The sequence below is a fragment of the Paenibacillus sp. FSL R5-0475 genome, from assembly GCF_038004585.1.
Taxonomy (GTDB): Bacteria; Bacillota; Bacilli; order Paenibacillales; family Paenibacillaceae; genus Paenibacillus_AQ.
The window spans coordinates 154,227-168,194 of record NZ_JBBORK010000001.1; the positions used below are offsets into that span (position 1 = coordinate 154,227).

The window sequence follows — 13,968 nt, forward strand, 5'->3', positions numbered from 1 at the left end:
TACAGTGTCTTTGATAACTGCAACCGAGGGCTACAATACCGGGAATATTTTACTGGGCGTAATGGGAGATCCTATTATACAATCAAAATCTCCTATTATGCATGAAGCAGCACTGCAAGCACTGGGAATTCCGGGTGCTTATGTGCCGCTTCATATCCTTCCAGAGAATCTGGAGGATGCGGTGCAAGCGATTCGCACGCTTGGATTCCGTGGGGTAAATGTGACGATTCCGCATAAGGTTGCGGTGATGGCTTATGTGGATCTATTAGATGAAAGTGCGGTAGCCGTTGGTGCAGTCAATACGATTGTTAATAATAACGGGATACTCACCGGATATAATACGGATGGAATCGGTTATGTACGTTCGCTTAAAGCGGAAGCCATTTCTGATTTGTCAGGTACGAAGATAATGGTGATTGGAGCCGGTGGAGCAGCAAGAGGAATTGTTGCCGCACTGCTTCAGGAGAAGCCTTCTTCTATCCTTATCGCTAATCGCAGTGTTGATAAGGCACAGGACTTGGCTGCAGTATGCCAGAGCAAAGGGAATGTGATCGGGATTAGCATGAACGAAGTAGCGGAAACGTTAGATGGTGTTGATGTACTGATCAATACAACCTCCGTAGGAATGTATCCTCATATGGATGAGACACCTATAGATCCTGAACTGCTTCGTGCAGGGATGGTCGTAAGTGATTTGATTTATAATCCACTGCGCACGCGTCTATTGTTAGAAGGACTTGAACGAGGCTGTACGATTCATGGAGGGCTCGGGATGTTTGTCTATCAGGGGGCTTATGCACTGGAGTACTGGACAGGACAACCTGCTCCTACGGAAATCATGCGACAGACCATACTCCATTGTCTGGGTGGAGAAGAGTAAGAAATGGATTTATCAATTTAGGGTAATAATATATGTTAATTAAGGAGTTATTCATTTATGTTAACTGGTAAACAAACACGGTATCTTCGTTCATTGGCGCATCACCTCGATCCTATTTTTCAAGTGGGCAAAGGTGGAGTAAACGATCACCTCGTACGCCACATTGAAGAAGCTATTGAGAAGCGTGAACTTATGAAGATTAGTATACTGAGCAACAATATTGAGAATCCCAAAGAAATCGGTGCACAACTTGCCGAACAATCGGGTTCTGAGCTTGTACAAGTGATCGGAAAGACCATTGTCTTGTACAAAGAATCGCGTGATAACAAGACCATTGAGCTGCCCCGCTAATACCTGAAAGCATACTACCAAGGAGGTCGTCCTCTTGAAAGTTGGAATTATGGGAGGTACCTTTGATCCTCTTCATATTGGTCATATGATGGCAGCGGAAGCAGCTAGAGAAACTTATGGACTTCAAGAAGTATGGTTTATGCCTTCACATATTCCGCCTCATAAACATGAGGCAGGGGTATCTGGAGCAGATCGGCTGGCAATGGTGCAGGAAACGATACACAATCATGAAGCTTTTCGCACATTAGATTGGGAAGTTGTCAGAGGTGGCGTTTCCTATACGTATGAGACCATAAGACGGCTGCAAGAGGCGTATCCGCATTTCGATCTTTATTTCATCATCGGAGCGGATATGGTCCAGTATTTACCGAAATGGAACGAGATTGAAGAGCTTGTGCAGCGGCTTACATTTATCGGCGTAGGTCGTCCGGGAACACCTCTTGATCTAGACGCATTGCCAACTTATATAGCAGAAAAGGTATTGCTAGCAGATATGCCTCTGGTTGATATTTCGTCAACGATGTTAAGAGAACGGGCTGCAACTGGAAAATCCATTCGTTATATGGTACCTGAGGCAGTGTTCGATTATGTTCAAAGGAGTGGATTGTATGGCATACAGCCGCGAAGCTCTGATTGAGGCGGTCTCGACACAAATGCCTGCTAAACGCTGGAAGCATACACTGGGCGTCATGGAGTCATCCATTCAACTAGCGGAGCAATATGGCGCTGATCCTGAGCGTGCGGAGACAGCGGCAATTCTGCATGATGTGGCCAAGTATTGGCCTGTGGAGAGAATGAAGGAGATTATCGAGCAGAATCATCTGAACTTGAATCTTCTGAAGCATGACAAGCAGCTGTGGCATTCAGAAGTAGGTGCCTTTGTAGCAGAGCAAGATTATGGGATCACAGATCCAGATATTCTGAATGCGATCCGTTTTCACACCTCAGGTCGTGAAGACATGAGTTTACTTGAGAAAATTGTCTGTCTCGCCGACTATATCGAGCCTGGCCGAGATTTTCCAGGGGTTGATAAGATACGTAAGCTGGCTAAAGTAAGTTTGGAAGAAGGACTAGTCGCTGGATTTGATTCTACGATTAGTTTGCTACTGGAAAAACGCAGAGTGATCTTTCCGTTAACGGTATTGGCGCGTAATGATTTAGTTAGAATATTGGAGGATAAAATATGAGTGTACAACCAAGCAAGCTGTTAGAACTGGCCCTTAAGGCTGTGGAAGATAAAAAAGCAATGAACGTAGTGGCATTAGATCTGCGTACTGTTTCACCGATTAGTGATTACTTTGTTGTATGTCACGGTAATTCGGATACCCAAGTTCAGTCCATCGCCACCGAAGTCCGCAAAGTGGTCCATGAAGCCGGCGGAGTAATTAAGGGGATCGAAGGAATGGATTCAGCACGCTGGGTGCTGATGGATCTTGGAGATGTTATTGTTCATATTTTCCACCGCGATGAACGTGAATACTACAATATTGAGCGTCTGTGGTCGGATGCGAAGGTAGTGGAGACTGTATGAGCCTGATTGCAGGAACTACAGTTACACTTAATGTAGTAAGAGAGGTATCCCCATACGGATTTTTCCTGAATGCAGGAGATCAGGATGTTATGCTGCATTATACTGAGCTTACCGAGAAGGTTAAGACAGGCGATAAAGTTGAAGTCTTTATCTTCTTCGATACCGAGGATCGTCTAGCAGCAACGATGAAGAAACCGTTTCTGACATTGGGCGAAATGGCCTTATTGGAAGTGGCTGATATCCATCCGCGTCTAGGTTGCTTCTTGGAAATGGGTCTCGGACGGCAGCTGCTGCTGCCCATTCGTGAGCTTCCAGAGCTTCCAGAGCTGCGCCCTCAGATCGGCGACTATGTGTATGCGATTATGGAGCATGATAAACAGGGGCGTCTTCGTGCTAAATTAGCTGGAGAACAGGAACTAGCTCCGCTAGCTCTTCCTGCGCCTGAATCCTGGATGGGACAGACTGTGACAGCCCGGGTGTACAAACCGCTGCAGATGGGGACTTTTGTTCTTGTAGATGCTGGGGTTTTAGGCTTTGGTATTATCGGTATGGTCCATTCCTCTGAACGGAGTCGTCTACTACGTCTTGGAGAGCAGTTCGAAGCACGTGTCTCCCATATTCGCGAGGATGGTCGTGTTAACCTTTCTATGGGTCTCCGTAAAGAAGTAGGCATGGATGTAGACTCTGCCACGATTTTGGAATTCTTGCATGCCCGTCCGGGTGGAGCGATGCCTTATTCGGATGCTACACCACCGGATATTATCAAGCAGCGTTTCGGAATTAGCAAATCAGCCTTTAAGCGTGCGCTTGGAAAGCTGATGAAGGAAGGCCATATTACCCAAAAAGAGAATTGGACGTATCTTGCTCCTAAGGAAGAGGAAGGTTCAACCGAGGGAAATGAAGAAACAACCGAATAATTAAAAATATAAAAGACCTTGTGGGGACGCCTAGAGCGTTTAGGCTTGATGGGTCAATAATAGAATCATATTAAATGTTGTAATAGAAAGCGGTGTACTAGTGTCTTCCTATGGGAAATTTGCTTATGTATACGATGAGCTCATGGCAGATATGCCGTATCCTGATTGGATCTCCTTTGCTGAAACCGCATGGAGCAAATACGGTAAGCCTGTAACCGTGGCTGAGCTTGGCTGCGGCACCGGGAGTATCACTATTCCTTTGGCGGGTTCAGGGTATCATATGACCGGAATCGATCTATCTTCAGATATGCTCTCAGTGGCACAGCGCAAAATGGAAGAGCATCCCCAGGGACGGCGTTTCTTGCGCGAAGGTAGTGTTCGTTGGATTAGACAAAACATGAAGGAATGGGAGCTTCCAGAGCTTGTGGATTCTGTGATTTCTTTCTGTGATTGTCTGAATTATGTGCTGGAAGAAGACGATATCAGAGCTGTCTTTGCTAGTACCTTTGCAGGACTAAAGCAAGGTGGCACCTTTCTGTTCGATGTGCATCACCCAAACACACTGATCCGTTATGAAGAAGAGCAGCCCTTTATTCTGGACGAACCATCGGTGTCATATATTTGGACTTGTGAGATGGATGTTCCACGCCGCGAAATAGAACATCATCTGTCCATTTTCGCTCGCGAAGAGGGACGGAGTGATGTATATCGCCGTTTCGAAGAGACGCATATTCAGCGTGCCTACGATCCCCAGTGGATGAAGGATGAACTGCTTAAGGCTGGATTTAGTGATGTGAAGACCTACGCCGATTTCGAGTGGATAGAGGCGGATGATGATGCGGAACGTTTATTTTATATTGCTATAAAATAAATATTCAACATACTAAGAGGGGCTGTCCCAAAAGCTATGAAAATAGCTGATGGGACAGCCCTTCTTTTTATGAGTTTGGTGTGGTTCCTGCTATTGAAAACGAGAGGCTAAAAATAAGCAAATAACGTCATCTGAGTCCGTATGCTTCGGGTATGAAGAAGTAGCTGTAATTGCGCCAATATGTATATCTAAAAAACCGGGTAGTGTTTATGCCACCCGGCATCTTCCAATCCTTACCGATGCTCAAACAGATCAATGGCACCCAATACGACATGAGCCAGACCAAATCCAAGTACGCCTGTTGCTGCCATCTTATACTTGCTTCCAAGAAAAGCGGCGCTAGAAGCGGTTACGACGGTTCCAAGAACAGCGGGAATTAGACCTTCACGCATTCGAAACACTCCTTCTCGGTGGTTTGGGAGACAAGGTTATTATGAGTCAAACTCAAAAAAATATACAAAGAAAAAGAAGACCTTAGACCAGTTATTGCTGGTTCTAAGGTCTTTTTGTTTAGGGAATGTTTTACTCTGATAAGGTAACGGCAGTACGAGAAGCGCCAATTTCAACTTCATGAACATCATATAGTACACGCGCCAGTAAGTCCTGGCTATAGTTGCCGAAATGTTTGCCGTAAATGGTGAGCCCGCGTTTGTTTACAGGCTTGTCCGTTACGGCTATCCGGAAAGTAAGCTCGCTCTTGTAATCAAGCTTAATATCATCCAGGGTCACGTCAGAAATTCGGCAACCGTCAATAAAGCTACCTTCATTATTGATACGGATCAGTTTGAGCATACCATATTGGTTTAAATGTGGAGGCCACCAGTCTGGATTAAACGTTCCACGCGTGTCTCCGAAATCTCCAGGACTAGTCCAGTAGCCGATTTCAATTCCATTTAAGTAGAAATAAAGATCGGAGGGATAGTTATCGTTAGATCCAGGGGCCTCAGAGCCAATCTCCATCGAGAATTGGATTTCGCGGAACGTTTGATTAGCTTTAAGATAGTTCGGAATTCTATACTCGAGAAAGCCTTCAGCCATCCAAATGATCTCGGATTCAATCCGCTGAGGATCAGCGAAATAACGGGGTTCGTCGAAGTCGCCGATAATGCTGTCTTTGGTAGCAAGTCCGCAGGTCGGAACAGCCTGATAGTTGCTATAATGTCCTACTTGGATTTCTACTTCGTAGAGATTATCAACATCCTTGCTGCGAAGATCAACAATAAGCTTATCCTTATTTAAATAGCAGACCTTCTGAATACCGTGTTTACCCACGGATGTGTTTATCTCGATGAGACCGCTTTCTTCTAACTTTTTAATATGCATCGTGATTGCGCCATTGCTGAGGTTCAGCTTCTTGGCAATTTCATTCAGATTCAGTGCTTGATTGGTAGCTAAAAGTTCGAGTATGAGGATTCTGATTTCAGAACTAAGCGCCTTGAATATTTCAAGACCACTCATTAAATCTTTAATATAGATCATTTTATCAATACCTTCTTCCAAATGGTCATAAATGAATACTGTTTTATGAAATTATAAACTAATATAGCATATAAATAAAGCATCCTTCCTTATTTTGTAGAATGATAAAAATAAGGGAGTTTTTTTCCTGTTTTTGCATTTAATCTAATTTAATTTAAAAATTAATGAAACTAATTCACGAAATAAGATGGTTTTAAACCGGAATCATGTTATTTTCAATATTTATTTTATAAAAGTATTAAAAGGTTTAAATAAATGTGTTTACAAGTCTTTTTGTCTATGCTATTTTTAAACTGAAAGTCTTAGAAAAGGACGTGAAAATCATTATGTTAGCTGCAACGCCCCCAATGGGCTGGAATAGCTGGGACTGTTACGGAGCTAGTGTTAATGAAGAAGAGGTAAGAGGCAACGCCGAATATATGGCTGCTCATTTGAAGGAATTTGGCTGGGAATATGTTGTTGTGGATATTCAGTGGTATGAGCCTGGAGCGAACTCTTCGCAATATCGTAACTTTGTACCGTTGGTCATGGACGAGTATTCCAGACTTCAACCAGCAGAAAATCGTTTTCCTTCCGCAAAGGGAGGCAAAGGATTTGCCCCACTCGCTGAATATGTGCATGGATTAGGGTTGAAATTCGGCATCCATATTATGCGTGGAATCCCTCGACAGGCCGTTCATGCGGCAAGTTCCATTCTAGATTCTGAACAAACCGCACATGATATCGCACATCCCAATTCTATATGTCCGTGGAATACAGATATGTATGGAGTAAATGCTTCTAAAGAAGGCAGTCAGGCTTACTATGATTCTCTCTTCCAGCTGTATTCCAGTTGGGGTGTAGATTATGTGAAGGTGGATGATATTGCCGCTTCACGTATTTATGGATACCACAAAGACGAAGTTGCCATGATCCGTAAGGCTATCGACCGCTGTGGTCGTGAAATGGTGCTTAGTCTTTCACCTGGACCTGCTCCGGTAGAAGAGGCTGAACACTTAGCTGAACATGCTAACCTGTGGAGAATGACCGACGATTATTGGGATCATTGGCATTTGCTGCGTGGAATGTTCGAGCGCTGCGAAAAATGGGCTCCTTACGTTCAGCCAGGCCATTGGCCAGACTGTGATATGCTCCCGCTAGGTCATCTTGGGATTCGTTCCGTTGATGGCGGGGGAGACCGATTTACAAGGTTTACTCCTGACGAACAGGTTACCATGATGACGCTCTGGACTATTTTCCGTTCGCCTTTAATGTTCGGGGGAGAGCTTAGAGACAATGATGAGTGGACATTATCTTTGTTAACCAATAGGGAAGTGCTTCATCTGCATCATTTTGGTAAGGGTGGTAGACAAGTAGAGCGGAACGAAGAGTATGCGATCTGGACTTCTGAGGATGAACAAGGTAACCACTATGTAGCGTTGTTTAATCTCAGTGACAAAGAGTCGACACTCCAGGTATCGTTCCAAAAGCTAAATGTTTCAGTTCCAAAAACGATACGTAATCTGTGGCAAAGCCATGACCTGGAAGTTACTAATGAAGGGGTTGCGCAGGTTCTTCCACCGCATGGTTCTGCATTGTTAAAGCTTTTATAGAGGAGAGAGATTATGGATACGAGTAGAGAGTACAACAACCCATTGGTGGAGCAACGTGCTGATCCATGGGTATATAAACATACGGATGGATATTATTATTTCACAGCTTCTGTTCCAGAATACGACCGGATCGAAGTAAGAAGATCGACAACCATCGAAGGATTAACTACTGCAGAACCAGTTGTAGCATGGCGCAAGTATGAGACGGGGCCACTTAGTGCTAACATTTGGGCGCCGGAAATTCATTACATAGACGGAAAATGGTACATTTACTTTGCTGCAGCACGGACTACGGAGACGACGGATGGTTTGTTCGATCACCGTATGTTTGCGCTCGAGAATGCATCTGCTGATCCCTTAGAAGGAACATGGGTAGAAAAAGGTCAAGTGAAGACTGCTTGGGAATCGTTCGCTTTGGATGCGACAACGTTTCAGCATAAAGGAAAACTGTACTACGTATGGGCTCAGAAGGACCTGAATATTGAGGGTAATTCTAATCTGTATATTTCTGAAATGAGCAATCCGTGGACACTCACAGGTCCTCAGACTATGATTGCTACTCCAGAGCATGACTGGGAAATTATTGGGTACAAAGTAAACGAAGGCGCAGCAGTACTGAAACGAAATGGTCGTATCTTTATCAGCTTCTCGGCGAGTGCTACAGACTTCAATTATTGCATGGGACTTTTAGTAGCGGATGAAGACAGCGAACTTCTGGAGGCAGCTTCATGGACTAAACTACCAAATCCAGTATTCCAAACGAATGAAGAAAATGGACAATTCGGTCCAGGTCATAATAGCTTTACAGTCAATGAAAATGGGGAAGATGTGCTCATCTACCACTGCCGCAATTATAAAGAAATTACTGGCGATCCTCTTTATGATCCAAACCGTCATACTCGTGCTCAGGTCTTCCATTGGAATGAAGATGGCACGCCGAATTTTGGAGTTCCTGTTAGGGATGCGCAATAAAAACAATCCGTTTTGCAAAAAAAAGAGGGTTACTCATTAGCCACGTAAATGGCCGCTGGGTAACCCTCTTTTTCATATGTTACGTGTTGCTGCTTAAGGTATATATTGTTGCACGATGGAGGTGATTACGCCGTCCTGAATCGTAAGGTGATAAGGGAACTGGCTTAGATCGAAAATATCCGTTTTATTAAATTGATCGATAAATTGCTGTAAGGTAACGGCTTCGTTCCACTGAATGTCTAAGTCCTCAATGTTACCAGTGTGATCAAAGATCTGCATGGTGACTTTTGCGTTATCCGCGATCGGATAGGTTGTCAGTGTATCAACATCATTAACAACATAATATCCGTCTGGAGCTCCGCCAATTTCTGCTGCACCTTCTGGGTCTCTCTCAGCAAAGATTCGGTCAGCATCAGCACCCTGATACCAGTTTATTTCATCGGCTGTAATGGAAAGCTTGCCATTCTCGGATTGAATAGTATGGATATATACCGTCTGTTGCTGAGTCTTGCCACTATCTTGCGCATCTACTCGTGTTCCAACGGTACTAGCAGTAGTAATTAGGGAAAGAAACAATAGAACAACAACCGGTAACACATACGCTGACTTTTTCTTAAACATTAGAAATCTCCCCCTTGAGATATGTAAAAAGGTTGTATATATCTTATTACCCGCTACGTTTTTTCCTAAACGGGCTATATACTTCTATTACGTTAAACGAGCAGGTTTTGTTGCAATTTTTTTAAAATATTTCTGAAAAACGATGCCGGTCATGAATCCACTAAAAATGATAGTAAAAGTTTGTCTCCTCGGGCATATTAAAATGTCAAAACATACAGATTAGGGGGAGCAACGAATGGGTGGAATACTACGGATTTATAGGAACGACTGGCGCAACGTATTTAAGGTTCCTGTGGCCGTGTTCCTGATCGCTGCTTTGGTGGTGTTACCTTCTGTGTATGATTGGTTTAACGTTGCGGCGGTGTGGGATCCCTACAGTAATACCTCTGGTATTAAGATTGCTGTAACCAGTTTGGATGAAGGGACCACTGTGAAGGATAAGAGCTTCAATATCGGCAATGATGTCATGGAAAGTCTTCGGAATAATAAAAGCTTAGGCTGGACCTTCGTAGATGCAGAAGCTGCGCATAACGGTGTGAAGCGTGGAGATTATTATGCTAGTATTGTTATCCCTGCTGATTTCTCCAAAAGAATGACAGGAATCCTCGAAGGCAGGATCGTGAAACCAGAGATTGAATATACCGTCAATGAGAAGATAAATGCGATTGCCCCTAAAATCACAGATAAAGGTGCCTCTTCAATTACAACACAGATCAGTGAGAATTTTACGGAAACCATTAGCGAAACCGTATTTACGGCTTTAAAGCAAATTGATTCAAAATTCCAATCTGAATTGCCTATTATACGCAAGGTTGAAAAAGGGTTGTTTAAGTTAGAGGCAAGTCTCCCCGAGATTGAAACGGCAGGCCAATATGTATTGAAAATTGAGGAGCAATGGCCGCAAATTCATGCATCGGCAACGCGTATCTCTAAGCTGGAGAATAAGCTGCCTGAGGTGGAAAAGGCGGGATTGGCTTTAGAAAAAATAGCTGAACATTGGCCTCAAATTGCCAATGTTGCAGATCATTTAGGGGAGCTGCAGGATAAGCTACCCAAAATTGAACAAGCAGCACAGCTAATCGTTCAACTTGATAATCATTTTGGAGAAGTGGAACAAATCATGGACAAGGCGTCGGAAGGTCTTGCGGAAGCAAATAAAGTTGTTAACACTGCTCTAACTGCGCTACCTAAGGCCGACAAAATTGTAACTGCTGGAAATGATTTTGTTCTAGAGCTTCAACAGTTCTTAGAGAAGAGTAATGCTGCATTTGAAGCGGTACCTGCCGCCCTCAAACAAAATATATACCTGCTGCAAAATACGGAGAACGCAGTAGTTCAGCTTGCTGAACTGCTGCAGGGAGAAGATCTTGACCCGCAAGCGGTACGCGAGCAACTTGAGTCAGTTTCCGCTCAGCTGGTGTCGGGAAGTAACGTGATGGATCATACGCTTTCTTTGTTATCGGCACTGAATACATTCTCACCAGGAACAGTAACTAATGCTGAGATTGGCACCTTGAAGGCTGTAAACAATGCCTTGAGCAGACAGACTTCTTTGGTAAACTCACTGGCGACGGATCTACAAAATGAGGGTCAGCCTGATCCGAGTAATGTTAAGCAATTGGGTCTTAAATCTGGCGAAGGGAACGTAGCCATTTCGAAGCTTATTTCCGAATATGAAGCGGCAACTATCCCTGCTATAAAAAATACATTAGAGCAAATATCCACTGCTGCTGAGACTACAGCCACTGCCCTGGATCAAGTTCCGGATCGTCTATCGGCGCTGGGTACCCTGCTTGAGGAGACTATGGCAGCAATTGAGTTCGGACAATCAAGCTTGGCTAGTCTACAGCAGGACTTACCAGCTATTCGTGAAGCGGTATATACAGCAGCTAGCGGTGTCGCAGATAAGACACAGAGCTTTGGTACTTTTGTTCGCGATACACTTCCACTAATTCAGAGCAGCTTGCCTGTTGCAGGAGAAAAAATACAACAAGCTGCAAATTTCGTCCGTCAGGATCTGCCGGCTGTCGAGGAACGGGTGCACCAGATTTCTGATCTGATACGTACAGGTCTCCCCCGTGCGGATAAGGGAGTAGCGGTCGCAGCGGATATGGTGCGAAATGATCTTCCGATACTGGAAGATTCGATTCGTAAAGCGGCAGCTACCATCCGTCAGATCAAAGATGAGGTGGATCTGGGAGAGATTGCTGAGCTGATCGGAGGGGATATTAAGAGCAAAAGTGATTTTTTAGCCAATCCGGTAGTATTAAAAGAGAATAAGTTATATCCTATTCCGAATTATGGTTCGGCTATGACTCCTTTTTATGTTGTACTTTCCTTATGGGTAGGTGGCACACTCCTAATCTCACTTCTCCGAACGGGAGTGGATACTGAGGGAATTGTGTACAAACGGTATCAATTGTATTTTGGACGTTTGCTGACGTTTCTTACGGTTGGGATTCTGCAAGCGTTGGTGGCTGTACTTGGTAATATCTTTATTCTGAAATGTTATGTGGTGGGCAAGGTGTGGTTTGTCCTTTTTGCAGTATTAATTAGTATCGTATTCGTGACGATTGTTTTTACCCTTGTCTCCGTATTCGGCAATGTTGGGAAGGGGATAGCAATCGTATTCATGGTGCTTCAATTCTCAAGCTCTGGCGGTACGTTTCCAATCAGTACAACAGGTCATTTCTTTCAAATATTGAATCCGTTTATGCCATTTACTTATGCGATTAGTTTGATGCGGGAGGCGGTAGGGGGGATTCTGCCGGAAGTGGCGATTCGCGATTGTCTTTATTTGATCCTATTCGGTGTAATAGCACTCTTACTGGCGCTAACGCTCAAGAAGCCGCTGGAGCGTTATATCGAAAAGGCGGCTGAACAAGCCGAAGAATCCAAATTGATTTCTTAAGAAAAAAAGAGGTTGTACCTAAGCCAATTGCTGTGGCTTTTGGTACAACCTCTTTTAGATTATCTCGCTGGAGCGAAATCGGCTACCGGCTTTAGAATCTCTTCAATTCTCTCCAATGTATCTAGAGATAGAACGGCATCAACAGCTTGGGCGTTCTCTTCCACCTGCGCCGGCTTACTGGCCCCAATAATTGCAGAACTTACACCAGGTTGCCGTAGGGTCCAAGCTAACGCTAGTTGCGACAGCTTCAAATCAAGACTGTTAGCTAGTTCATCCAGCTGTCCGACAACAGTCAGTACATCATCGCGGAAGTAGCTGCGAATGACGCCATTTACCGAATCATCAGCTGCGCGGGTTCCTGACGGAGGCTGTTGTCCAGGTTTGTATTTACCTGTCAGAATGCCTTGGGCGAGTGGGGAAAAGACCACTTGTCCCAGGCCCTCACGCTGAGAGACCTCAAGTACCTCATCTTCAATGTAACGTTCGAACATGTTATAGATAGGCTGATTGGAAATAAGCGGACGCAAATTTAGTCTGCGTGAAATGCCGGTGGCGTCAGAAATTTGAGCTGCGCTCCATTCGCTCACTGCTGAATACAGAATTTTACCTTGTGCAGTTAGGTCGTCCAGCGCGCGTAAAGTTTCCTCCACAGGCGTCTCTCTGTCAAAGCGATGACAAAAATAAACATCAATATAATCGGTTCCTAAACGGCGAAGGCTAGCTTCGCATTGCTCCATGATGTGCTTGCGTGACAAACCGCGATTATTCACATCATCCCCCATGGGGAAGAATACCTTTGTACTCAGCACATAAGATGATCTTTCATAGGCGCGAAGAGCAGCGCCCATTGCTTTTTCGCCTTCACCACGGTTATAAGCATTAGCAGTATCAAAGAAATTGATACCGCATTCAAAAGCTTTGCTGATGCAGGCGTCTGCTGCCTTTTGCTCTGCTGCTGTTCCATATGTAAGCCAGCTGCCTAAGCCGATTTCACTGACTTTTAGTCCTGAATTGCCTAGTCTTCTGTATTTCATTATTTTCTTCCCTCCTTGAGTTGTATATGTTAACTTTACTTGTATCCTATGGAACATTCAACTTGAATGTTTCATGTAAAAGACGAGATCAAGGAGATGAATCGTAGTAATGACTATTCCAACTTCTAAAGCTAAAAAAGTGATTTTGTTTCAGGGTGATTCTATTACGGATGGAAACCGTGGTCGTGATGAAGATCCCAATCATATTCTAGGACATAGCTATGCATATATCATTGGCGGTAAGCTAGGCAACGAACGGGCTGAGCAGAATCTCGTGTTCTATAACCGTGGAATTAGTGGGGATCGGATCTCCGATTTATATGCACGCTGGAATGAGGATGCGATTTACCTTCAGCCGAATATCATCAGTATTTTAATTGGTGTTAATGATCTTTGGAGAACAATGAAAGGGGAACCAAGTGGTATAACGGACCGTTTTGAACGTGCGTACCGTCATGTGCTTGAAGAAACTGGGGAAGTACTTCCGCAAACGAAGCTGGTCTTGTGTGAGCCTTTTATTCTAAATACCGGAGCTCCGGCAGAACAATGGGACGAATGGAAAGAGCGGATTACTCATTATCAGGGTGTTGTTAAGCAGCTTGCAGAGGAATTTAATGCTGTGTTTGTTCCTTTACAGGAAGCATTTGATGCAGGTACTCGTAGAATAGATGCAGCCTACTGGCTGTGGGACGGCGTTCACCCGACAGCGGCTGGGCATGATCTGATTGCTGGGGAGTGGCTGAAGATCGTAGAGAAAAGTGGTCTTTTAAACGACTAGTGAAATAAAGATGCCCCCTTATCTTTATTTA

General features: G+C 44.3%; 15 protein-coding genes. 11 read left to right on the plus strand and 4 right to left on the minus strand.

Annotated elements, in window-relative coordinates; translation table 11 throughout:
* The first annotated feature begins 4 nt into the window (after positions 1-4).
* The 7 genes from aroE (at position 5) to MKX41_RS00625 (ending at position 4,550) form a co-directional block, all read left to right on the plus strand.
* Positions 5-880 carry a shikimate dehydrogenase gene (aroE, locus tag MKX41_RS00595; RefSeq protein ID WP_340968117.1) on the plus strand — a complete coding sequence of 292 codons (876 nt, stop codon included), beginning with the start codon at positions 5-7 and terminating at the stop codon, positions 878-880.
* A gap of 57 nt (positions 881-937) precedes the next feature.
* Positions 938-1,231 (plus strand): ribosome assembly RNA-binding protein YhbY, encoded by a 294-nt coding sequence (gene yhbY, locus MKX41_RS00600; protein ID WP_076284314.1) that lies wholly within the window; start codon positions 938-940, stop codon positions 1,229-1,231.
* A gap of 34 nt (positions 1,232-1,265) precedes the next feature.
* Entirely contained in the window at positions 1,266-1,868 is a 603-nt protein-coding gene (locus tag MKX41_RS00605) for a nicotinate-nucleotide adenylyltransferase (protein ID WP_340968119.1), read from the plus strand.
* The gene (gene yqeK, locus MKX41_RS00610) at positions 1,840-2,418 is read left to right on the plus strand and encodes a bis(5'-nucleosyl)-tetraphosphatase (symmetrical) YqeK (protein ID WP_042185970.1); all 579 of its coding nucleotides are present in this window, start codon (positions 1,840-1,842) and stop codon (positions 2,416-2,418) included. Before MKX41_RS00605 ends, yqeK begins: the two co-directional genes overlap by 29 nt.
* Entirely contained in the window at positions 2,415-2,762 is a 348-nt protein-coding gene (rsfS, locus tag MKX41_RS00615; protein WP_042185972.1) for a ribosome silencing factor, read from the plus strand. The genes yqeK and rsfS overlap by 4 nt, the downstream gene beginning before the upstream one ends.
* Positions 2,759-3,679 carry a CvfB family protein gene (locus MKX41_RS00620; protein WP_042185974.1) on the plus strand — a complete coding sequence of 307 codons (921 nt, stop codon included), beginning with the start codon at positions 2,759-2,761 and terminating at the stop codon, positions 3,677-3,679. Before rsfS ends, MKX41_RS00620 begins: the two co-directional genes overlap by 4 nt.
* A gap of 100 nt (positions 3,680-3,779) precedes the next feature.
* The gene (locus MKX41_RS00625; RefSeq protein WP_042185976.1) at positions 3,780-4,550 is read left to right on the plus strand and encodes a class I SAM-dependent DNA methyltransferase; all 771 of its coding nucleotides are present in this window, start codon (positions 3,780-3,782) and stop codon (positions 4,548-4,550) included.
* A gap of 233 nt (positions 4,551-4,783) precedes the next feature.
* On the opposite strand, the gene MKX41_RS00630 is transcribed toward MKX41_RS00625, so the two are convergent.
* Both MKX41_RS00630 and MKX41_RS00635 read right to left on the minus strand, forming a co-directional pair.
* Entirely contained in the window at positions 4,784-4,942 is a 159-nt protein-coding gene (locus MKX41_RS00630; protein WP_036675694.1) for a hypothetical protein, read from the minus strand.
* A gap of 130 nt (positions 4,943-5,072) precedes the next feature.
* Complete coding sequence (locus MKX41_RS00635; protein ID WP_339246058.1) at positions 5,073-6,029, minus strand: ArsR/SmtB family transcription factor; 957 nt, start codon at positions 6,027-6,029, stop codon at positions 5,073-5,075.
* A gap of 326 nt (positions 6,030-6,355) precedes the next feature.
* Here MKX41_RS00635 and MKX41_RS00640 point away from each other — a divergent pair, with 326 nt between their 5' ends.
* A complete protein-coding gene (locus MKX41_RS00640; RefSeq protein ID WP_445671301.1) occupies positions 6,356-7,621 on the plus strand; it encodes a glycoside hydrolase family 27 protein in 1,266 nt (421 codons plus the stop codon).
* A 12-nt stretch (positions 7,622-7,633) separates the two neighbouring features.
* Complete coding sequence (locus MKX41_RS00645) at positions 7,634-8,593, plus strand: glycoside hydrolase family 43 protein (protein ID WP_339246059.1); 960 nt, start codon at positions 7,634-7,636, stop codon at positions 8,591-8,593.
* A 93-nt stretch (positions 8,594-8,686) separates the two neighbouring features.
* On the opposite strand, the gene MKX41_RS00650 is transcribed toward MKX41_RS00645, so the two are convergent.
* A complete protein-coding gene (locus tag MKX41_RS00650) occupies positions 8,687-9,214 on the minus strand; it encodes a hypothetical protein (protein WP_149647879.1) in 528 nt (175 codons plus the stop codon).
* A 235-nt stretch (positions 9,215-9,449) separates the two neighbouring features.
* On the opposite strand from MKX41_RS00650, the gene MKX41_RS00655 reads away from it, so the two are divergent.
* Complete coding sequence (locus MKX41_RS00655; protein WP_340968125.1) at positions 9,450-12,125, plus strand: YhgE/Pip domain-containing protein; 2,676 nt, start codon at positions 9,450-9,452, stop codon at positions 12,123-12,125.
* Positions 12,126-12,184: 59 nt separating this feature from the next.
* On the opposite strand, the gene MKX41_RS00660 is transcribed toward MKX41_RS00655, so the two are convergent.
* Complete coding sequence (locus tag MKX41_RS00660; RefSeq protein ID WP_340968126.1) at positions 12,185-13,159, minus strand: aldo/keto reductase family protein; 975 nt, start codon at positions 13,157-13,159, stop codon at positions 12,185-12,187.
* Between the two features lie 109 nt (positions 13,160-13,268).
* Here MKX41_RS00660 and MKX41_RS00665 point away from each other — a divergent pair, with 109 nt between their 5' ends.
* Positions 13,269-13,937 (plus strand): SGNH/GDSL hydrolase family protein, encoded by a 669-nt coding sequence (locus MKX41_RS00665; RefSeq protein WP_076284308.1) that lies wholly within the window; start codon positions 13,269-13,271, stop codon positions 13,935-13,937.
* Positions 13,938-13,968: the final 31 nt, after the last annotated feature.